The sequence below is a fragment of the Acinetobacter sp. YH12136 genome (genome assembly GCF_013418545.1).
Taxonomy (GTDB): domain Bacteria; phylum Pseudomonadota; class Gammaproteobacteria; order Pseudomonadales; family Moraxellaceae; genus Acinetobacter; species Acinetobacter towneri.
Genome location: NZ_VPBV01000021.1, coordinates 30,675 through 51,334 on the forward strand (window position 1 = coordinate 30,675; position 20,660 = coordinate 51,334).

At 41.8% G+C, this 20,660-nt stretch carries 23 protein-coding genes and 3 pseudogenes; 16 read left to right on the forward strand and 10 right to left on the reverse strand.

Translation table 11 applies throughout. From position 1 onward, the window contains the following. Nucleotides 1-88: 88 nt before the first annotated feature. Nucleotides 89-198: pseudogene (locus tag FTU71_RS10295) on the forward strand (pirin family protein); the annotation flags it as partial. Nucleotides 199-379: 181 nt separating this feature from the next. Next, entirely contained in the window at nt 380-1,609 is a 1,230-nt protein-coding gene (locus FTU71_RS10300; RefSeq protein WP_180111960.1) for an MFS transporter, read from the forward strand. A 122-nt stretch (nt 1,610-1,731) separates the two neighbouring features. On the opposite strand, the gene FTU71_RS10305 is transcribed toward FTU71_RS10300, so the two are convergent. From FTU71_RS10305 to FTU71_RS10320, 4 genes are all read right to left on the reverse strand, one after another. Then, entirely contained in the window at nt 1,732-2,028 is a 297-nt protein-coding gene (locus FTU71_RS10305; protein WP_168418496.1) for a DUF3817 domain-containing protein, read from the reverse strand. A gap of 337 nt (nt 2,029-2,365) precedes the next feature. Then, nucleotides 2,366-2,908, reverse strand: coding sequence for a superoxide dismutase family protein (gene sodC, locus FTU71_RS10310; protein ID WP_180043379.1), 543 nt, complete (start codon nt 2,906-2,908; stop codon nt 2,366-2,368). Nucleotides 2,909-3,071: 163 nt separating this feature from the next. Beyond that, nucleotides 3,072-4,208, reverse strand: a complete 1,137-nt coding sequence (locus FTU71_RS10315) for an AI-2E family transporter (RefSeq protein ID WP_004974553.1) — start codon at nt 4,206-4,208, stop codon at nt 3,072-3,074. 108 nt (nt 4,209-4,316) lie between these two features. Beyond that, nucleotides 4,317-4,961 (reverse strand): ParA family protein, encoded by a 645-nt coding sequence (locus tag FTU71_RS10320; protein WP_004974554.1) that lies wholly within the window; start codon nt 4,959-4,961, stop codon nt 4,317-4,319. A gap of 115 nt (nt 4,962-5,076) precedes the next feature. Here FTU71_RS10320 and FTU71_RS10325 point away from each other — a divergent pair, with 115 nt between their 5' ends. Further along, nucleotides 5,077-5,550 carry a Holliday junction resolvase-like protein gene (locus FTU71_RS10325; RefSeq protein ID WP_004974557.1) on the forward strand — a complete coding sequence of 158 codons (474 nt, stop codon included), beginning with the start codon at nt 5,077-5,079 and terminating at the stop codon, nt 5,548-5,550. Here FTU71_RS10325 and FTU71_RS10330 read toward each other — a convergent pair. Beyond that, nucleotides 5,547-6,117, reverse strand: a pseudogene (locus FTU71_RS10330) (class I SAM-dependent methyltransferase). The gene FTU71_RS10325 and the pseudogene FTU71_RS10330 overlap by 4 nt on opposite strands. A gap of 182 nt (nt 6,118-6,299) precedes the next feature. Here FTU71_RS10330 and FTU71_RS10335 point away from each other — a divergent pair. The 3 genes from FTU71_RS10335 to FTU71_RS10345 all read left to right on the forward strand — a co-directional run bounded on the left by FTU71_RS10335 (nt 6,300) and on the right by FTU71_RS10345 (nt 8,540). Beyond that, the gene (locus tag FTU71_RS10335) at nt 6,300-7,358 is read left to right on the forward strand and encodes an RNA-guided endonuclease TnpB family protein (protein ID WP_179989852.1); all 1,059 of its coding nucleotides are present in this window, start codon (nt 6,300-6,302) and stop codon (nt 7,356-7,358) included. Nucleotides 7,359-7,580: 222 nt separating this feature from the next. After that, nucleotides 7,581-8,120 carry a hypothetical protein gene (locus FTU71_RS10340; RefSeq protein ID WP_373684958.1) on the forward strand — a complete coding sequence of 180 codons (540 nt, stop codon included), beginning with the start codon at nt 7,581-7,583 and terminating at the stop codon, nt 8,118-8,120. 9 nt (nt 8,121-8,129) lie between these two features. Then, the gene (locus tag FTU71_RS10345; protein ID WP_136144550.1) at nt 8,130-8,540 is read left to right on the forward strand and encodes a protease inhibitor I42 family protein; all 411 of its coding nucleotides are present in this window, start codon (nt 8,130-8,132) and stop codon (nt 8,538-8,540) included. A 149-nt stretch (nt 8,541-8,689) separates the two neighbouring features. Here FTU71_RS10345 and FTU71_RS10350 read toward each other — a convergent pair whose 3' ends face one another. Further along, entirely contained in the window at nt 8,690-9,022 is a 333-nt protein-coding gene (locus tag FTU71_RS10350) for a HopJ type III effector protein (protein ID WP_154320287.1), read from the reverse strand. Between the two features lie 234 nt (nt 9,023-9,256). Here FTU71_RS10350 and crcB point away from each other — a divergent pair, with 234 nt between their 5' ends. Continuing rightward, nucleotides 9,257-9,634 (forward strand): fluoride efflux transporter CrcB, encoded by a 378-nt coding sequence (crcB, locus tag FTU71_RS10355; RefSeq protein ID WP_004974593.1) that lies wholly within the window; start codon nt 9,257-9,259, stop codon nt 9,632-9,634. A gap of 213 nt (nt 9,635-9,847) precedes the next feature. Here crcB and FTU71_RS10360 read toward each other — a convergent pair whose 3' ends face one another. Further along, a complete protein-coding gene (locus tag FTU71_RS10360) occupies nt 9,848-10,096 on the reverse strand; it encodes a type B 50S ribosomal protein L31 (protein WP_004974599.1) in 249 nt (82 codons plus the stop codon). Nucleotides 10,097-10,373: 277 nt separating this feature from the next. Here FTU71_RS10360 and FTU71_RS10365 point away from each other — a divergent pair, with 277 nt between their 5' ends. Next, the gene (locus tag FTU71_RS10365) at nt 10,374-10,655 is read left to right on the forward strand and encodes a type II toxin-antitoxin system RelB/DinJ family antitoxin (RefSeq protein ID WP_136144463.1); all 282 of its coding nucleotides are present in this window, start codon (nt 10,374-10,376) and stop codon (nt 10,653-10,655) included. After that, on the forward strand, nt 10,655-10,975 hold the full coding sequence (locus FTU71_RS10370; protein ID WP_004974601.1) for a type II toxin-antitoxin system PemK/MazF family toxin: 321 nt from the start codon (nt 10,655-10,657) through the stop codon (nt 10,973-10,975). Before FTU71_RS10365 ends, FTU71_RS10370 begins: the two co-directional genes overlap by 1 nt. Nucleotides 10,976-11,133: 158 nt before the next feature. Here FTU71_RS10370 and FTU71_RS10375 read toward each other — a convergent pair whose 3' ends face one another. From FTU71_RS10375 to FTU71_RS10385, 3 genes are all read right to left on the reverse strand, one after another. Then, a complete protein-coding gene (locus FTU71_RS10375) occupies nt 11,134-12,432 on the reverse strand; it encodes an AarF/ABC1/UbiB kinase family protein (protein ID WP_179994100.1) in 1,299 nt (432 codons plus the stop codon). Between the two features lie 145 nt (nt 12,433-12,577). Then, nucleotides 12,578-13,942 (reverse strand): MATE family efflux transporter, encoded by a 1,365-nt coding sequence (locus tag FTU71_RS10380; protein WP_278517693.1) that lies wholly within the window; start codon nt 13,940-13,942, stop codon nt 12,578-12,580. A 38-nt stretch (nt 13,943-13,980) separates the two neighbouring features. Further along, on the reverse strand, nt 13,981-14,442 hold the full coding sequence (locus FTU71_RS10385) for a DMT family transporter (RefSeq protein ID WP_131260603.1): 462 nt from the start codon (nt 14,440-14,442) through the stop codon (nt 13,981-13,983). Between the two features lie 122 nt (nt 14,443-14,564). On the opposite strand from FTU71_RS10385, the gene hemW reads away from it, so the two are divergent. The 7 genes and pseudogenes from hemW to FTU71_RS10420 form a co-directional block, all read left to right on the forward strand. Further along, nucleotides 14,565-15,719 (forward strand): radical SAM family heme chaperone HemW, encoded by a 1,155-nt coding sequence (hemW, locus tag FTU71_RS10390; RefSeq protein WP_180111962.1) that lies wholly within the window; start codon nt 14,565-14,567, stop codon nt 15,717-15,719. A gap of 141 nt (nt 15,720-15,860) precedes the next feature. Continuing rightward, nucleotides 15,861-16,970: a DNA cytosine methyltransferase gene (locus tag FTU71_RS10395; RefSeq protein ID WP_180111963.1), complete on the forward strand. Its 1,110-nt coding sequence runs from the start codon at nt 15,861-15,863 to the stop codon at nt 16,968-16,970. Between the two features lie 111 nt (nt 16,971-17,081). Beyond that, nucleotides 17,082-17,438, forward strand: coding sequence for an HpaII family restriction endonuclease (locus tag FTU71_RS10400; protein WP_373684959.1), 357 nt, complete (start codon nt 17,082-17,084; stop codon nt 17,436-17,438). 82 nt (nt 17,439-17,520) lie between these two features. Then, nucleotides 17,521-17,904 carry a transposase gene (locus FTU71_RS10405; RefSeq protein WP_002114018.1) on the forward strand — a complete coding sequence of 128 codons (384 nt, stop codon included), beginning with the start codon at nt 17,521-17,523 and terminating at the stop codon, nt 17,902-17,904. Then, nucleotides 17,901-18,236 (forward strand): IS66 family insertion sequence element accessory protein TnpB, encoded by a 336-nt coding sequence (gene tnpB, locus FTU71_RS10410; RefSeq protein ID WP_180111964.1) that lies wholly within the window; start codon nt 17,901-17,903, stop codon nt 18,234-18,236. Before FTU71_RS10405 ends, tnpB begins: the two co-directional genes overlap by 4 nt. A gap of 74 nt (nt 18,237-18,310) precedes the next feature. Continuing rightward, nucleotides 18,311-19,753 (forward strand): annotated as a pseudogene (locus FTU71_RS10415) (IS66 family transposase); the annotation flags it as partial. A 575-nt stretch (nt 19,754-20,328) separates the two neighbouring features. Continuing rightward, nucleotides 20,329-20,660, forward strand: a 332-nt coding sequence (locus FTU71_RS10420; RefSeq protein WP_180111965.1) for a reverse transcriptase N-terminal domain-containing protein, incomplete at its 3' end; no start/stop codon positions are given.

The following is a 20,660-nucleotide window of genomic DNA, read 5'->3' on the forward strand; positions in this document are numbered from 1 at the left end:
AAGCGTCTGTGGATAATACTCGTGTTATCCACAGCTTTTATTTAGGATGACTTCATTCGATTCAAAAACGTGTGAGCGCAGCATGTCCATCAAAACTCTAGCATTTCTACACCGCAATGATCGCCTCATTGCCGTGGGTAGTTTTATCCTGTACTTTCGGTATTTTCATATTATGAATTGGGCAATACCGTATCGCCTTAACCCGCTGAAGGAGGTGATGCCTAACTTGGTCTGATGTCACATCAAGTGCCGCAATTTATTTAACGGACTTAAAAAATGCGCCATAAATTTGCCATTCAACTCTGTTAAACTGCAGCTCAATTTTCTATTTTTATGGGCTAAACGCGGCTGACTTGCATCGTTTTGTCCTTTATAACTCATGCCACAGCAGCAAAAAAATACCATTCAACGTGCCACACTCATGTTTCCCTTGGCTTTGGTCTTGTTTGAGTTCGCGGTTTATATTGGCAATGACTTGGTTCAACCCGCAATGTTGGCCATCACACAAGATTTTGGTGTCAGTAGTGCATGGGCAGCTTCGTCCATGTCATTTTATTTGCTGGGGGGTGCTTGTGTGGCGTGGTTATTGGGGCCACTCTCTGACCGTTTGGGGCGCAGAAAAGTATTGTTGGGCGGCGTGGCATTTTTTACTCTGACCTGCTTATTGATTCTATTAACTCAGGATATTGAAAGTTTCCTAGCCCTTCGTTTTTTACAAGGGTTTGGCTTGTCGGTCATTAGTGCGGTCGGCTATGCGGCTATTCAGGAAAACTTTGCAGAGCGTGATGCAATTAAAGTCATGGCGCTCATGGCAAACGTCTCTTTACTTGCTCCCTTGCTCGGCCCAGTATTGGGTGCATTTATGATTGAGCATGTTTCTTGGCACTGGGGGTTTATTGGCATAGCACTGTTGGCATTTTTGAGTTGGTTTGGATTGAAAGCCAAAATGCCTGAAACTCAGCAAAGTATTCCTAAACGTCCGTTTCGAGATGTGTGGGATGATTTTAAGCATGTCTTTCAAAATACCAGATTCTTAGGTCTGACATTGGCGCTGCCTTTATTGAGTATGCCCTTAATGTTGTGGATTGCATTATCTCCCGTGATGTTGGTTGAAGATTTAGGCTTTAGCAGTCTGCAATACGGTTTAGCACAGTTTCCTGTTTTGGGTGGTTTGATTTTAGGCAATTTGGTGCTGATGAAAGTCATTGACCGTTTGCCTTTAGGCAAAACAGTCTTGATTGGCCTGCCTTTAATGTTGTTGGGCAGCGTGCTGATCGTACTGGGTGCAATTTGGCAAAGCTATTTTGTGTGGTGTTTGGTGATTGGCATGAGCCTGATCAGTTTTGGTGAGGGGATGAGCTTTTCGGTCTTATATCGTTTTGCCTTAATGTCATCGGAAGTGTCTAAAGGCACTGTTGCTGCCAGTGTTTCAATGCTATTGATGCTGTGCTTTTTTATTGTGATTGAACTGGTACGTGTTTTATATATTCAATTTGATATTTGGGCTTATAGTGTGGCTTGTTTGGTGCTGATAATGCTGTGGTTTAGTTTGCCACGCATGATGCTTAAACAGGTGATGCAGGAGCGAGTTGCTGCAGGGCAGTTTTAAGAGTGTAAATTTTTCTGCTGCATCATCAAATAAGGCGATGTTGTATCGCCTTGCAATATTTGATTTAGAAATCAAATATCAAATAATGTGTAATGTGATAAACGCTAAAAAGGACTTGTAGATTAAGCCTCTACAGGTTGTTCCATCTTTTTCAATTTAGCATCAAAAACAAATGGGCCAAAAGGTAAAATTGATGCAATTAAGCCCAAAATAAACATTTTAAGAGACCATTTTTGTTTTTCACAAACCACAAAAAGCACCACTAAAAATGCGATAAACAATACGCCGTGACCCATACCTACATATTTCACTAAAATTGGGTTATCGAACATATATTTCATTGGCATGGCAATAAATAACAACAATAAGAATGAAATACCTTCGAGTAAACCAACCAGACGTAATGTTTTAATGTTCATGCCAATCTTTTTAAAGTGGATAAAAATGCAGTGTAGCTGAAATTTAGATATTCGCAAAGATGAGCGGCTGTGATCTCTGCACATTTATAAGTTAGACAAGATGTTTGCAAAATTGAGCTGTTTTCTGCTAGTTCGTAGCAAGTTTTTCAAAAATTAGTGAGTGTGGATATGAAACACGACTGATATAAAGCGAGACGAGCTGCATTGAGCTTATTTTTAGAATAATCCACAACAAGATGATTTTACTTTTTTGCGGATAAGTCGAAAGGCACGTGTATAACCCTTAACTTATCCACAATTGATTTTAAATGTTTTATTGAAAATGTATAAAGCGGGTTTAAATGACCCCACAGGCGATTCGCTCACCACCACCGCCCAATGGTTTTGGATGGTCGGCATAGTTATCGCCGCCTGCATGAATCATTAAAGCCAATCCTTCAACTTGTGCCAATGTTAAACGTGGTGCAATCACGGTTACTTTGGCTGTTCCATCGCTTGCAACACTTAAAGCAGGTAAATCACCTAAATGTCCTGTCAGTGGTGTGCCATGATGCGGGACATTTTTCGGATTAAAATGCCCGCCCGCTGCCAAAGCAGCAACCATTTTTCCATCTTTTTCTGCTGCTGCACATGAACCTTTTTCATGGATATGAAAACCACGTTCACCTGCAGGGAGTTGCTGGAGTTGGGTGTGAATAACTAAGCCTGCTGCACTGTCACGCAGTTCAACCGTACCTAATTCTTTGCCAATACCTTGTGCTGAAACAGCATGCATTTTCACTAATTTTGATTTTTCTTGTGAGGTTGCAGTGGTGCTGCAGCCCATGAGTACGAGACCACTAAAAGCAGCAAGACTAGCAAATTGGAGTATTGAGCGCATAAAAGACATCCTGTTTGTTGTGCATAATATTTAGGGATGTCTTGATTGAAGCAAAGTTAGCTCCGTTACAATACAACGTTTGCGTAGTAGTATGTATGTACTGTGTTGAGCTGATTTATTCAGATCAACACAGCCATGTGAGCAATATGATCAGTAAAACAGCTTAATCAAGCTTTGAATTGGATGATGAATCGTCTTCAGGGAGATCATGCGCAAGGGTAGCTTTGGGCATCATTAATCCTTCATTGTTGTTTTCATGCAACCACTCACGCCAAATAGCGAGTAAGACTGCCAAAATCACAGGGCCAATAAATAGACCAATCAGACCAAAACTGGCAATTCCACCTAAAACTCCAAACATGATCAACAGGAATGGAATTTGAGTGGCACCCGAAATCACCAAAGGACGAATCACGTTATCAGCAGTGCTGACCACACACACGCCCCACGCCATCACACCAATGGCTTCCATGGTATGCCCTTGGCTAAATAACCACAGCGACACCGAACCATAAGCTAACGGTGGGCCAAACGGAATTAAGGCAAATAAGAAAGTCACAATGGTCAGTACCATCGGATTAGGTACCCCAGCGACAAAATAGCTCACGCCTGCGAGTAAGGCTTGCGCAATTGCGGTGAGTCCAACGCCATAGACCACAGCACGTGTGGTTTCAGAAATAGTATCTAAATAGTGATGAATACGTGGCCCAATCACCATTTCCAAAGCTTTGCTGACTTGATGCAAAATGGTGTGACCATCGCGGTAGAAAAAGAATAACGATAGCAGGGCAAAACCAAGTTTGATTAGGTTTTTGCTGACTTCATTAATCACCACTTTGCCGTAATTTAAATGCCCTTGAATCCATAAGGAAATGGATTGCACAATGCTGTTCGGATCGTGATTAATTTCTTTAAGGGTGCGGGTGACTTCTTTACCAATAATAGGTAAATTGCGAATGAAATCAGGGACATTTAAGTGTCCGGAAAAGACCTGTTTTTGTAATTCGTAATATAAGTTGCGACCTTCATGTTGCAGGATAAAAATGGCAAAAGTGAGTGGAATGCCGACCACCAACGTGACCATCAGCATCATTAAGGCTGCGCTAAGCGTAGGACGATGACCGCATAAACGTAGCACCGACTGATATAGTGGCCAGCTCATATAGGCAATGATTGCTGCCCAAACAACAGGAACAATAAAATATTTGAGTATGTGAAAACCCAAAAAGATCAGGACAAAAAACAGTCCAAACAATAAAATTTTTTGTAATGTTGGCGCGTACTGTTGCACTGAATTCACTGAAACATTCCTAAGGTCATGTGCCATATTAACTGAAAAAAAAGCTCCCGAAAACGAGAGCTTGGTAAGTTCTGGTGAATAAGTTCTAAACGGTGGCGATTCTAGGCTTTAAAACCATTGAGCAGGGTCATCTACAATGGCATTCAGTACAGGCTGCCATTGATCTTGCATTTGCAGATAAGTTTTTTGGGTTTTATCAAAAATACTTAAACCTTGCATTGCCAATTGTCCGTAAGCGGCACGTTCTGAAATCCATGCCACAGGCTGTTGCTCGATTTTCTGGAAAAAATCCTGAATATCTTTAGAGCTGGCAGAGTTGGGTTTGACCCGATTGGCCAACAGCAAAATTTGGACTTTGCCTTTACGAATCCGCTTAATGTCTTGTAAGTGTTTTAAGAAGCGACGGGTGGAGTCAATGTCAAAAAATGAAGGCTGTAGAGGTGTGATAATGGCATGTGCTTCGCTAATCAGCTGCTCGGCATGCTCACCCGATAACGCACCAGGTGCATCAATAATTAAATATTCAATGTTTTTGGGTGCATCGCCAATCGACTTTTCATGACGCCAATCTAAACTTTGAATTGGAGCGGCTGTTTCTGGTCGTTGTTTTAACCATTGCAGCGCAGATTTTTGATTGTCGGCATCCGCCAAAGCAACTTTATAGCCTTTTTGTGCAAGCGCAGATGCTAAACTAATAGCCGTAATGGTTTTTCCACAGCCACCTTTTTGGTTGGCAATTAATATAGTTTTCATGACCCTCGAATCGATTTTAATCTGCTCATCCCTAGCATATCATTGTTTTGTGCTCGGAATATGACAGTTGACAAAAGTCGTATCGAGTTCTGCAAAAAAGGTTTAGGAAGGTTTTATGTCAATCTGGATGGCGATGCTGATTGGTGCCTGTATAGGCGTGGTGCTGACCACCTTAATTTTAAGCAATAGCCGCAATGGACGGATTAAAGCCGAGTATGAACAATATATTGCAGAAATTGAACTGTCACATCAGCAGGCATTATTGCAGGCACAAAAGCGCAGTGTAAATACCAGTCGTGCGGTACTGAAAGGCAAAATGGCAGAGCAATTAGCACCGATTATGCCCGAATTTCAGTATTTACCGAGCGATGCCAAATTTTTAGGTGATCCTGTTGATTATATCGTGTTTGATGGCTATACCGATTATCGGGATGGCAATGGGCATGCCGAAGATATTGCAATCGTCCTAATTGATATTAAAAGTGGTGGCGCACGTTTGACCAAAGGTCAGCAAGCAATTGCGCAGGCCATTCAGCAGGGCAGACTGCGTTTTGAAACCATTCGGATTGATTTTGAGGATTGTGATTAAAGAGGTTTATGTACTCGCGCCAATAACATGCGCTGTGCAAGACTTGGAATGCCTGCAATATCAATATATTGGACTTCACCCAATTCAAAACCAGTTTCGAGTAGGGCAATTTCAATGTCACGGTTTAAGTGACAGCCATCTGCAACTTTTTTTTGAAGAGGCGTGAGCAGATGTTGTAAATGCTGAACATTCAAATTTTGTCGATTCAAAACGTGTTCTACGAGGTGCAAAGTACCACCTGGTTGTAAGACGCGATAAATCTCTCGTAGGCTTTGTTCTAGGTCTGGAATACTGCACAATCCACGTGGACACCACATGCTGCAATTGATTACTTGCAAAAGGCAATTGTTCTGCGCTTGCGGTGATCTGCTCAACCACGAACGGTGTTGCATCAATTGGTTCCTGCGCCAATTGGAAAATTACTGTATTGGGTTCTAATGCATACACGGTATCTACACCCTGATAAAAAGGTAAATTTAAACCTGTGCCAAAGCCAATTTCCAAAACTTCTCCCGATACGCTCAATAAAAGCTCTCGTCGCAAATCCATTAAGGATGGGGTTTGCATGACTTGATTCAGCAAGTGCGGAAAAATATGTTTTTGAAAAAATTTATCCACTGGAGCGTAAAACCTCGTGGTTCAGCACGAGGATATAAGCGACTGGAGTAAATCATATGAACGACACGAAATGTCTTTTTAAATACTTGTACTATAGTCACTATTAAGAAAAATACTGTTAAAATAATTGGATGAAGACACTCAAATTACGCATAAAAGACAAACATTGCAAGGTGCTAAATCAGTTAGCATCCGAAGTAAATTTTGTCTGGAATTATGTCAATGATTTGTGTTTTAAGCATCTACAACGTAAACAACAATTCTTTTCAGCATACGACCTTGCAAAATACACGAAAGGCACATCGAAAGAATGCAACTTGCACAGTCAAACTATTCAGGCAGTGACAGAAGAATTGGTCACAAGACGCAAGCAGTTCAAAAAAGCAAAACTAAAATGGCGTGTCAGTAATAAAAAATCAGCTAGACGTTCACTGGGTTGGATACCGTTTAAAAAGGTTGCAATCAAATATGCTGATGGCTATGTTCAATATGGCAAGCATCAATTTAAACTATGGGATAGTTACGGATTAAGTCAATACAATATCAAAACAGGCACATTCGTAGAAGATAGTCGTGGACGTTGGTATGTTTGTCTTGTTATAGATTCACCAAAGCAAGCTAAGCCAACGTCAAGCAAAGCCATAGGTATTGATCTAGGTTTAAAAGATTTAGCGACTTGTTCAGATGGCGTAAAACTTAAAGCCCCTCAAATCTATCGGCAATATGAGCGAAAACTTGGTATTGCTCAACGTGCAAAAAATAAGAAACGTGTCACAGCCATCCATGTCAAGATTAAAAATGTAAGACAAAACATGCTGCATCAATTCAGCCGAAAACTGGTGAATGAACATGCAGCCATCTTCGTTGGCAATGTGAATGCCAAAGCATTAGCGCAGACCAAACTAGCCAAGTCTGTGCTAGATGCCAGTTGGACAACACTAAGAACCATGCTCAAGTATAAATGCGAGAACGCAGGGGTATGTTATGAAGAAGTCAATGAAGCCTATACCACCCAAATTTGTTCGTGCTGTGGCTCACGCTCTAGTAGTCCGAAAGGTAGAGCAGGTTTAGGAATAAGAGAGTGGCAGTGTGTGGAGTGCGGTACGCTCCATGATCGGGATGTAAATTCCGCACTGAATATTCTTGCGCTCGGACATGAGCGTCTAGCAGTAGGAATCTCCGTCCTTTAGGTCGAGGAGGATGTCAAAGAGCATGTGCAGATCTAATTATTGATTTTTATGCCGATAAGCTTAGCTGAAATTACAGGGTTTTTGCCATGTCAGAATGAGCCAATGACTGCATTTTGTTACCAATTTCAACTATTGTATTCATAATCTGTGATTAAGATAAATATAGATAGATGAATTTGTTAGGTAGACTTTAGAATGAACACACATATTTCGCTAAAACTTATGGCATTGTTAATGACTTTGGCTTTGCCATGTTCTGTCTATGCCTCAGTCGAGCGTAATATTGCCAAAGGCTTGCCTCCTGTCGTGAAAGGTCAGTCGATTGAAGTGTTGCAACCTTTTAAGGGTGATTTTCGAATTTTGGGTTCAAAAACCTATCAGGATGATGCCCAAGCCAAATTTTCTCCGATTGATTATGCGGTGAGTTGGGGTTTATTTGCTGAGCCTGAAATTGCCCGTCATATTACCGTCAATCAATATGACCGCTATTTAAACTGGAAAATAGACCGTTTACCTGTGCCTGCAGATCAAGCCATGCAAATGGTATCTAATATGCATATCATTCCTGCCAACCCAAAAATTGCCAAAGACATTCAAAAAGTAAAACGTGGTGATTTGGTGCGTTTAAAAGGTGAGTTGGTTGAGGTGAAAGATCAGGACTTGGTTTGGACGTCATCGCTTACCCCTACCGATACGGGGGATGGTGCGTGCGAAGTATTTCGCGTCAGTTCAATTCAGTGGATTGAAAAGGTTAAAAGTTAGGACAGGGTGATGAATTGCTATTTGCGCATGGGTTTGAGTGGATGTGTTGTGGCATTGGGCTTAAGCGCATGCACAGGTATGAATTCAAGCATTGATGGGCAAACTTTTAAATTTACAGCGCAGCAGCAATGTCCCGCATTGTTAGAGATGGATGTCGGACAAACTTTAGAATTACAACTGAATGAAAACCCAAGTACAGGCTATCAATGGAGTTTGGTAGAGTCACTGAAGCTATTTGATGTAGAAAGTATTTATCATACTGCTGAAGCTTCATCTTCTGCTCAAGTAGGGCAAGGTGGACAAAAAATATTTTATTTTCAGGCAGTCAAGGCTGGTCAGGAATTGCTCCACGTGAAACATGCCCGTGCATGGGAAAAAACCGCAATACAAGAATGGCAATGTCGGGTGCGTATTTCTTGATATGTTTGATTATGCTAAACAGCTTGAATTGTTGTGAGATTTAGCAGCAAAAAATCTATAATTTTCTTAAAATAAAAAGCCGTGTGAGGCTGTTTATAATCAGTATCGCACGTCTTTCCTATCTAAATTTAAAACTAAAATACTAAAAATTATTTGGCGCTAAGGGCTAGCGTTTCAAACTGAATACCATCCCAACCGTGCTGCATAAACTGGCGGATATTTTGATGATCAATTCCTTCAGGTGTCGCAAGTACCGAAGCATAATGTTCCGCAAATAGGCTGAGGGTTTGCGCCTGATTTAAGCCATTGAGTTTCGCAAATGAAAAGATTTTGGCACTGCCTTGATTTTCAGTGGCCGCATTGTTTTGTTGTCCATTTTTAAATGCGGTTGGGGTGTGGTTATAGTGTGCTTCAATGAATGCAATCACATCGGCAAATGTTGCACTGCCTGCCTCAACTTGAGCCAATAATTCTTTTGCCATGACATCCTCCACATGTGCCTAAATTGAAATAATATGCAGACTAGCGCAATTTGGTTTTGAGTGGAAAACTTTTTCGTGTATTTAACTTATGTGATTTAGGAAGATGTAAAATCTGAGCAAAGATATGGATGCTTCGGGCAATAATATCTTGAAATACAGAGAGAGATCACATGTGACTAAAAATTATGGCTGTGAGAAATACACGACATAGCTGCAAAAAGGACAGTAGAACAGATGAATTGGCTATTGGTGGCAATTGGTGGTGCATTGGGGGCAAGTTTACGTTATGCCGCAAGCCTGTATTTATTTAAATCGGCACAGCATTTTCCATGGGCAACGTGGTCGGTCAATCTGTTTGGCTGCTTTTTGGCAGGTGTATTTTTTGCATTGAGTCAGAAATATCCTGTGTTGCAGCAGGAAGCCCGCTTATTACTGATGGTAGGTATTTTAGGTGGCTTTACCACTTTTTCCAGTTTTAGTTTGGAAACTTGGCAACTCTTAAGACATGGACAGCAAGGTATGGCGTTTAGTTATGCGCTTTCCAGTGTGGTTTTGGGAGTGATGTTGCTGGGATTGGGTTTTTATGTGATTCAACAGTTTTTAAAACATTAGATTAGGGTCTGTACCAAATCAATCGTTGAGTAGAAAAATCCATTAGATAAAAATTATAAATAAAAAGAAGCCCAAGCTGGAGGAGAGTGCTTGGGCTTTGAAGATAGAGGATATCCCATCGTTTCGATGAGCAATCTTGCTATGTTTAAAATATAAAACAGAAAACTTAACTGAATATGAAGTGATTGTGAGATTTTGCAATAAAACTCAAGCTTAGCGTTTGAAACGTGCAAAGCGTTTGTTGAAGCTTGCCACACGTCCTTCATTGCTGGTTTGACGTTGTTCGCCTGTGTAGAACGGATGCGATGCGCTTGAAATATCCAAAGTCACATAAGGATATACTTTGCCTTCATATTCTTTACTTTGGCTGCTTTGTAAGGTGCTGCCAATCACAAAATAGGCATTGGCGTTGGTGTCGTGAAATAAAACTTCACGATATTCTGGGTGGATATTCGGACGCATGAGATTTCTCCAAACTAAGTGTATATTTAAGTAAATGTTATAACATAACATTTGATTTGGCAAATAAAACCCACATGCATTCTTTCTAGTGAGTTTTACATAAAAATTATCCAATCTTTTTCTAAACCCGTTGTATAAGGGCTTTCATTGAGGGAATAGTGTCTGCACAGATTAAATAATTTTTTCTATTTGAAGTGAAAAGGCATCGTAAGAACAAGTTTGACCCGTGCTATTTTGAGGCATAAAATGGCATTTAGTGGTGTAAATGGAGCATATGATGACAACATTGGTAAAAAAACGGGTTCAATACACGGTTGATCAGGCAATTATGGAATCAGCAGAATACATTATGACAAAAGTTGGTCTGACGCCTGCTACTGTAATGAGCATGGTTTATGCTGAAATTGCACGAACTGGCAAAATACCTGTCACGACTCAGGTGAGTGACGAGGATTTGAATACAGCAAGATTAATCGCGATGAGCCATAATGTTCCTAGTGTAAAAGTGTCTAGCGCTGCGGATACTGCTGCTTTTTTAGAAGATGATGGCGGCTACTAATGACCCAACAACTCTATTGGGCTTATGTTGGCTTTACAGATATTGCCGATGGTAAGACCAGACCTGTGTTGTATATTCGCCAAACGGACACCGACTATGTTGTATTCCGTTTAAGTAGTCAGTACGAAAATAAGTCTGCTTTTATTAAAAGCAAATATGTGGAAATTAAAAACTGGCAACAGGCTGGTTTAAAAAAGCCATCGTGGATTGATACAGTACAAACATATCAGCTGCCTATCCAAAAAACACAACTCACTTATATTGGACAACTGTCTGCCGATGATCTGGAATGCTTAATCAAACACCTTGAAATTCAATAATTTGAATTTCATCGTTTCAACTTGAATGAATCGGTTTAGATAACAAAAAATCCTCCTACATTTGGGAGGATTTTTTGTCTGGATTATAATTTTAGTTACGGAGCATAAAACAGATTGGGCTTTATTTTCAGCATCCTTTGCTGAGTCCAAAGTTGAGTCTAAGCTCGCGGTGGAACCAACTCCTCAAAAATATCATTTAAATTATCATGTACTTTTAAATGAATTAAATTCCAATAATGCCCTGAAACAGTTCGATTCACCATTAAGGTATCGGGAGAAGGCTTAAACACATCCCAATATTTCAATGAACTTTTGACCAACTCAACGCCATCATGATGGGCAGAATTTTCAGCAAAATCATAATGTGTGGTTAGCGGACGCATCAGCACTTCTAACCATTGCGAATATAAATCTTCAGGGAATTTACCCAATGCAGAAATTGCCTGCAGTGCATCTAGATGCTGTTCAATTTCGGCAATATCTTGCGCACGCGCAGCATGAATCAGTTGTCGAAAATGATGCACTACATCATTCGATAGAGTTTTGACGCCGCCGTAATCATAAATCACCACAGAACCATCTTGGCGGAACGCAAAGTTGCCCGGATGCGGGTCGCAATGAAAGCGTTTTAAATAAAAGATTTCTTGACCCATGGCACGCAATAAACGTCGTCCCAAAGTGTTGCGGGTACGCTGTGACCATGTGCTTGCCGTTTCTATATTTTCACCTTGTTCCAAACTTAAGGTGAGAATATGCCGCGAAGAATAGTCTTTAAACACTTGTGGGATAATAATTTTATCATCCAAAGCCGCGTGAAAGGTACGCGCTACTTCTAGGTTTTGTGCCTCAATCTGGTAGTTCAGCTCATTGTCTAAACTTTCCTGAATTTCCTGAAATAGACGGTCTTGTAATTTACGGTCTATTTTAAGTACACCCATTAAACGCAGTGCCAAACGGACTTGTTTCAGGTCACTTTCGCAGGCTTCATCGACCCCAGGATATTGCACTTTGACCACCACTTGCTCGCCATTGGGTAAAATGGCTTTATGCACTTGCCCAATAGATGCGGCTGCAAACGGAGTTTCATCAAAGTGTTTAAAAATTTTGTCGAGCGGTTTACCGAGTTCTTTTTCAACTTGTGCCTTAATTTCAGCAAAAGGCATGGCAGGTGCTTGGCGCTGTAATTTACTGATGGCTTTGGCAACTTCAGGCGGAAAAATATCTTTATATTGCGAGGCAATTTGCCCGACTTTCATCACCGCACCTTTCATTTCGCCTAAGGTATCAGCAATTTGGATACCAATATCCTGAAACAATTGGCTGCGTGCCGCATTTTTTTGTTCTTCATCTGCGGTGAGGTTTTTAATCGAGTTCGATACCGTTTTGGTTGCAATACTTGCTGTCATGCTCGCAAGTTTCATAAAGCGACGACCAGGTGTACGCGCCGTTTTTGCCATGCGATGTTCCTCAAGATCATCTTTACTATCTTTTGATCATAAGTGTTCGTGAGCAAAATGCCTACTTTTAATTGTTAAAGTATTTTTTGATCACAAGACCCACGTGCCAAAACGTATTTTGGCATGTAGGTGAGTAGGCTGAGGTTTATGCTGTAAATTGGCGTTCCAGTCGTTGATTGTTGAAATATAAACGGGTCAGAAGTAACACACAGGCAATGCTTAAACCGACAATCAGCCCGACCCAAACCCCTGCAGCGCCCATACTGCTGTAACGAGTTAAATACACGCCAATGGGGAAAGCCACAACCCAATAAGCAAGCATGGTAATCCACATTGGGCCCTGAGTGTCTTGCATGCCACGCAAACAACCTGCTGCGCTAATTTGCCATGCATCCATGAGTTGATAGGCAATCGCAAATAATAATAGAGACATCGTCACTTGCGCCACTTGCGGGTCGCGGGTGTAAATTGAAATGATTTCAGGACGGAAAAACCACATCAGCGTCATTGTAGAAAAGGCAAATACAGTTGCAGTTGCAAAGCCTAAGCCTTGTACTTTACGCATGGCGTGAATATTTTGTTCGCCATAATATGTGCCAATACGAATGGTCAGGGCAATTGCCAAAGACATGGGAATCATAAATAACTGAGATGTGACTGACATGGCAATTTGATGGGCTGCCAGTTTGGTTTCTCCCAAAGGACTGATTACAATGGCGGCAGTACTAAAAATACTCACTTCAAAGAAAATGGCTAAACCAATGGGCAGTCCTAACAGCAAAATACGTTTAATCCAGACCGCATCAATCGCTTCCCATTGGCTAAATACCTGCGTGCTTTGATAGGCGCGACTTTTAAAAATATAAAATGCCAAAGTTATAAACATTAACCATTGCAAAATAGCAGTGGCAAAACCGCAACCCGCACTGCCCAGTTCAGGCAGAGGCCCCCAACCATACATAAACATAAAGTTCAGTGGAACCAATAAAACCAATGCCAACAGACTAATTACAGTCACAGGGCGTGGATAGCCCAGTGCTTCTGAATAACCGCGCAAGGCAGCATACATGGTCACGGCAGGCATCCCAAAACCAATGGCATGTAAAAATAAGCCTGCTTTGGGCTGTAAATTTTCAGGCACACCAAATAATGGCAATAGTGCAGGCATGAGCTGTAAAATCAGCCCTGCAATCACACCTAAAATAAACGCAATCCATAAAGACTGACGGGCGATGGTTGCAATTTTTTCTGGGGTACGCGCGCCTTTAGCCTCGGCGACTAAGGGTGTGGTAGCAATCATAATGCCACTGAACAGCAGCATAATGGGCATCCACAAACCGACCCCAACAGCAATAGCAGCTAAGTCGGTGGCAGACATGTGACCTGCCATAATGGTATCAATCAGACCTAAACCTGCTTGCGCAAATTGTGTGACCAAAATTGGAATCATCAGTTGAAAAAGCTGTTTTAATTCAAAACGGGTCGTGGTCACAGAATGTATATTTGACACAAAAAATCTCAATGCATGAGGTGCTTAGCGTTTGGGTATTAGCGTTGTAAAGTGAGAAGCACACCAATAAAAATCACCACGCTACCTAAAAGACGTTGCCAATTGATACTGACTTTTTCAGTGCCCAAGAACCCAAAATGATCAATCAGCATTGATGTGACCATTTGTCCAAAAATAATCACCCCAGACAAAGTAAGCAAACTTAGTTTTGGAGCACTATAAATACTCATGCTGATGGCATAAACCCCTAAACATCCGCCAATCCATAAATACCAAGGAATGTTGAGCAAGGTGCTGAGGTTGGGTTTCTCGACTTGTTGAAAAAATACCAGTATGGCTAAAACTATTGTACCAACCAAAAAAGAGAAAAGGGCAGCTTGTAGCGGAGAATATAAATATTCACGCAATTGGCTGTTGATTGCAGTTTGAAATGCCATTGCAATCCCGATGCCCATCGCCAGTGGCAAAATTAAGAGTAATTGGCTGGATATCTTCATCATTTTCACATTTTTTCTTATTAAACAGATTCTAGTCTAAAGCAAATTCTAGGGAATACATCAGTGTCCTGCTGTAGTCATGTTAAAATCTGTATCACTGTTTTGATTTTGCATTGAGCCTGTCTTTGAACCCACTTCATCCCATTGATATTCCTTTATCTTTATATATTCACATGCCGTGGTGCGTGCGTAAGTGTCCGTATTGTGATTTTAATTCTCATGCTGTGCCTGACGGTAAATTGAGTTTAGATTTAGAGCAAGAATATCTACAGGCTTTGCTGGAAGATTTTAAAACTCAGACTCAGTTTGCGCAGGGTCGAAAAATCCACAGTGTCTTTATTGGCGGTGGTACACCTTCGCTGATTTCAGCACAGGGTTATCAATGGTTATTTACACAGCTTAAAGCTGTGCTAGCTTTTGAAGATGGTTGTGAAATTACGTTGGAAGCCAATCCGGGAACAGTGGAGCATGATCCCTTTGCCGATTATTTGGCTGCAGGGATTAACCGTTTGTCGATTGGCGTGCAAAGTTTTAATACTGAGCATTTAAAAAAATTAGGGCGTATTCATTCTAATGATGATGCGATTGCCGCAATTGGCTTGGCGCGTGAAGCGGGCTTTCGGCGAATTAATGTCGATTTAATGCATGGCTTGCCTGAACAGACTTTGCAGCAAGCACTGCAGGATTTAAAACTGGCAGTGGAACATGGTGCAACGCATATTTCATGGTATCAATTGACTATTGAGCCTAATACTGTTTTTTTCCGCACTCAGCCAATTTTACCTGTAGATGATGTCTTGGAAGAAATTCAAGCGCAGGGTGAAGCCTATTTAACTGCGCAAGGTTTTGTGAATTATGAAGTGTCTGCATGGCGTAAAGAGTTGCCGTCTGCACATAATTTAAATTATTGGCAGTTTGGCGATTATTTGGCGATAGGTGCGGGGGCGCATGGCAAAGTGACTTTGCATGATGGTGTGTATCGCTTCCAAAAAACCCGTTTGCCGAAAGATTACTTAGCCAAAGTACCTGCGGAAAACTTGCAGTTTAAAGCAATTGCAGCCGATGAGTTGCCATTTGAATTTATGATGAATGCACTGCGCCTGAATGATGGGGTTGAGGCAAACTTGTATACTGCCCGCACAGGTTTAAACTTGGATGATTTGCAGGATATTTTAAATACATTGCGTCAGCGGCAATTGTTGCAGGATGATCCGAAGCGATTGGCATGTACTGCGCAAGGGCATGTGTTTTTAAATTCGGTGTTGGAAGCGTTTTTGTGATTTGAGTTCAGCTCAGGCATCTGTCCTAACGCTTATCGAATATTGTGCTAGAGCGACAGCTTGTGTCTTGCACTGCATGCTATTTAAGGTAAATTTTGTTATTGTAATGGCTTTGTTATTGTATCGCCTTGAAGGTTTGAGATGAACTCTACTAGTCCAAAAGTTTTAAAGGCTCATGGTGAATTAGTGGTAAACAAAGAGGAAAACCTTTCCCTCTTTGAATCAATCCCTTTTTATCCAGAATACCCAAGTAAATTTAAATTTATTGACCTATTCGCAGGAATTGGTGGATTTCGGCTAGCGTTACAAAATCTTGGTGGCGAGTGCGTATTTTCATCAGAAATAGACCTATATGCCCAAAAAACATATTCCGTCAATTTTGGTGAAACGCCTTATGGTGATATCACTTTAGAGTCTACTAAAAATGCGATACCTGATCATTTCGATATTTTATGTGGAGGCTTCCCTTGTCAGGCTTTTTCAATTGCAGGTAAAAGATCTGGATTTGAAGATACACGCGGTACGCTATTTTTTGACGTTGCGGATATTATAAAACGGAAACAACCTAAAGCTTTCTTTTTAGAAAATGTTAAAGGCTTAATTAGTCATGATAAGGGAAATACACTTAAAACTATTTTAAAAACATTAAGAGATGATTTAGGTTACTACGTTGCTGAGCCTCAAATTATAAATGCTAAAGATTTTGGTGTTCCCCAAAATAGAGAGCGAATTTTTATTGTAGGCTTCCATAAAGATACTGGAATTCAAAATTTCTCTTATCCACAACCATTAAATAAAAAAACCTGTTTTGCCGATATAAAGGAAACTCAGGTTGTACCTACTAAATATTACTTATCTACACAGTATTTAGATACCTTGGAAAAGCATAAAGCTCGACATGAAAATAAAGGAAATGGTTTTGGTTACGCTATTATTCCAGATCACGCAATTGCCAATGCCATAGTTGTAGGTGGAATGGGGAGAGAGCGTAATTTAGTTATAGATCATAGAATTACAGACTTTACTCCAACTACTAGAATTAAAGGAGAGGTAAATCGGAAAGGTATTCGGAAAATGACGCCAAGAGAATGGGCACGGTTGCAGGGGTTTCCAGATCATTTCAAAATCGTGGTTTTAGATGCCTCAGCCTATAAACAATTTGGAAATTCTGTTGCTATTCCAGCGATACAGGCAACTGCAAAAGAAATATTAAAAGCATTGAAGATTGGTGAGTATGATTACAGCAAATAAGGGGGAATGGAGTGAACTCTATGCCCTTTTTTAATTACTATGTGATGGGGGGTAAGTGCGGGTGATGAAAACTTAAATAAAATAAATAATTTAATTTATCCTGTAATTAGAATTTTACGTCAAGAACATCATCATTTATTCACTTATGTACCGCATAAATCAGAGGGTATAGTAGAGATTTTGCGGGGTGAAGATGTTTTTCAGATACCATTACAGGAACTCAGAGATATTACTCAGTTTTTGCTGGCAGAATTACAGAAAAAGCAAACGGCATCATTTACTATTCCAGATGTGGAAAACTTTATATCCAGATACCAATCAAATAAGATTAAAGCAAAATCTAGTGCGAAAAGTGATATTAGAATCGTAATTTATGATGCAAAAATTGGAACAATGCCTGAATTGGGATTTAGCATAAAGTCAAAATTAGGTAAACCATCCACATTGTTAAATGCAGGAAAGACGTAAGCGTCCGCTGAACACACCTTCTGAATTCATCCTATAAGCCTTAATTTAGTCCCCACTTAGAAACAAGTGGGGACTTAAATTTATGACTACAAATAATCAGACATCCATCGCATCTCTTGCGAAAAAACGAAGAACATACAGTGCTGAATTTAAACAGCAGATCGTTCAGGCTTGTAAAGCACCGGACGTTTCAATTGCTTCAGTCGCTTTGCAACATGGATTGAATACAAATCTTGTATCCAAATGGATTCGCTTAATTGATGCTAAGCCAGGGAGTGATCGCTCACCACTACCGAATAAACCTGCATTTATTGCCTTATCTTGCTCTGCACCATTAGATCCTACTCCTACTGACATGTTAAAAGTTCAAATTACTTTACCCCACTCAAAAGCAGAAATTGGCTTGAAATGGCAAGTATCAGAAATACCTGCCTTGGCAGAATTACTCAAGGTGCTGGCAACATGATCCGTTTCGATGAAATCTGGCTTTCTACCCAACCTCTGGATATGCGAGCAGGGATGGATACTGTCATGGCTCAGGTGGTGAGAGCCTTTGGCTACATTAAACCGCATTGTGCTTACCTGTTCTGTAATAAACGTGGCCATCGCATGAAAGTGCTGGTACATGATGGACTGGGCATCTGGCTGTGTGCCCGGCGGCTGGAACAGGGAAAATTCCACTGGGCTAAAGTTCACCAGGGTGAAAGCGTAGCTCTCAACCTGGAACAGTTACAGGCATTAATCCAGGGTTTGCCTTGGCAGCGCATTGGACGACAGCAGGTGGTCACGATGCTCTAAACCAAGCTCGGCTATTCTGCTATCCTCCAAACGTTCTATTTCATTCTTCTCATGACCTCAGGCATACTGCGGTCATGAATACGCTGCCAGATTTAAGCCAACTGACCCATGAACAACTGCTGGAATTCACCCAGCAGTTGGCGATGCAGCATCAACAACTCGCAGAAAATAAACAACAATTAGATGCTCAAGTTCAACATCTGGAAGTATCAAATCAACAATTAGATGCCAAAGTTCAACATCTTGAAGTCACCAATCAGCAATTAGATTCTAAAGTTCAACATCTTTCTATTCTCAATCAAAAATACGAGCATGAACTGGCGCTGTTTAAACAGCATAAATTCGGCAGTAAAAACGAACATCTCACCGCAAAACAAATCCATCTGTGGGATGAGGCGGTCGAAGAAGATATCGCAGCCGTTGATCTGGAATTAGAACGATTAAATGCAGATAAAACCCATGCAGCGACACAGAAAGCCACAGTCAACAAACCTAAACGTCGACTGCTGCCAGATCATCTACACACCATCCGTATTGAGCATGAACCTGCATCAACCCAATGCAGTTGTGGCTGCCAGTTACGTCGTATCGGCGAAGATATCAGTGAAAAACTGCATTTCAGACCGGCACAGTTCTATAAGGAACAGCATGTACGTGGCAAATGGGTCTGTGATCAGTGCGACACCCTGACTCAGCAAGCGATGCCCGCCTATGTGATTGATAAAGGTATTGCCAGTCCTGAACTGCTCAGCCATGTGCTGGTATCGAAGTATGCCGATCATTTGCCGCTGTACCGTCAGCGCCTGATCTATCAGCGGGCTGGCATTGATCTGTCCAGATCCACGTTATCTGACTGGATTGGTCGCTGCGGTGTGGAACTGGAACCTCTGGCCAATGCCTTAAAACAGGTGGTGCTGCAACAGCGGGTGATCCATGCCGATGAAACGCCGGTCACCATCATGCGGATGGGTGAGAATGATAAAAAACCGAAGAAAGGTTATGTCTGGGCCTATGCCACTACACAGTACAATCCAGTTCAAGCCGTGATCTATGACTTTCAGGATAGTCGTTCAGGTCAGCATGCTGAAGCGTTCCTGAAAGACTGGCAGGGCCATCTGGTCTGTGATGATTACAGTGGTTATAAAGCACGCTTTAAATCAGGTCAGGTCATTGAGGTGGGCTGCATGGCGCATGCGCGTCGTAAATTCCATGAACTGCATGTGACCAAAAAAAGTCAGGTCGCTGAACAGGCATTAGTGCTGATTCAGAAACTGTATGCCATAGAAGCAGAACTCAGGAAAAAGACCGATGGTACAGCAGAACAGCGCCGCGAATACCGACAACAGCATAGTCAACCGGTGATGCAACAACTGTATGAATTGCTCAACCAACATCAACTGACTGTGCCATCGAGTTCTCCAACCGCCAAGGCGATCAATTACACTCTGAAGCGTTGGCCAGCTTTAAGCCGCTATCTGGATGATGGCAATCTACCGATTTGCAATAACTGGGTGGAAGTGCGACACGAAGTCGCTTAATGAAGTTGTTCCCCCTGCGGGAACCACCCGTGTCACCGGGTGAATCTAGAAGGCTGAATAAAGAGCGCCTTCGACAATGTAACGAGGCACCGCAAGGTGCGGGGTATCAATCGTGAGAGGCGTACCCTTCTGGCAGCCATAGCCGGACAAGGGCTAGATAATCGGTATGGTGAACACATGTGAATCTGCGTAACGATCGTTAAGTTGAACGAGCGGAAATGGCTGATACGCTCGAACCAAAACGGTAATGGAGGTGGGAATTGCGTCTTTCGACTACGCATTCGTGACCCATACGCCTCCCGGTCGATAGCAGGCACCTAAGCCGATGTACTTCAGTAAGTGGAACGTGGAAATCCCGTATTACTCCCATTGGGAAAGCAGTTTGCAAAAACTGCCCATGGTGATGCGGGCGAAGGAACGAGGAAAAAGCGAATGCCAGTCTGTAATGGGTTGGATAGAGGTTGAAACATTACCCCACGCGAAAGCGGGCTGACGTCCTTATGGTCTCTCATCACAAGAGAGTGTGTAGAACCCTTTTAATGGAGGGAGAGCAAATGAATGCAGCAGTATCAGCGTGTGCACCTTCCAGCACATCGTGGGACAGCATCGATTGGATTGCTGTACAGCGTCATGTCAGAGGGCTGCAAGCGCGTATTGTGAAGGCGGTACAAGACGGCAGGCATAACAAGGCGAAAGCTTTGCAATGGCTGCTGACTCACTCGTTTAGTGGCAAAGCATTGGCCGTCAAACGAGTGTCTGAAAACAAAGGCAAAAACACGGCTGGGGTCGACAAGGTGACTTGGAATACACCCAAGGCCAAGACCGGTGCGATGATGTCGTTGAAGAGGCGAGGTTACACGCCCCTTCCGCTTCGGAGAGTCCTTAT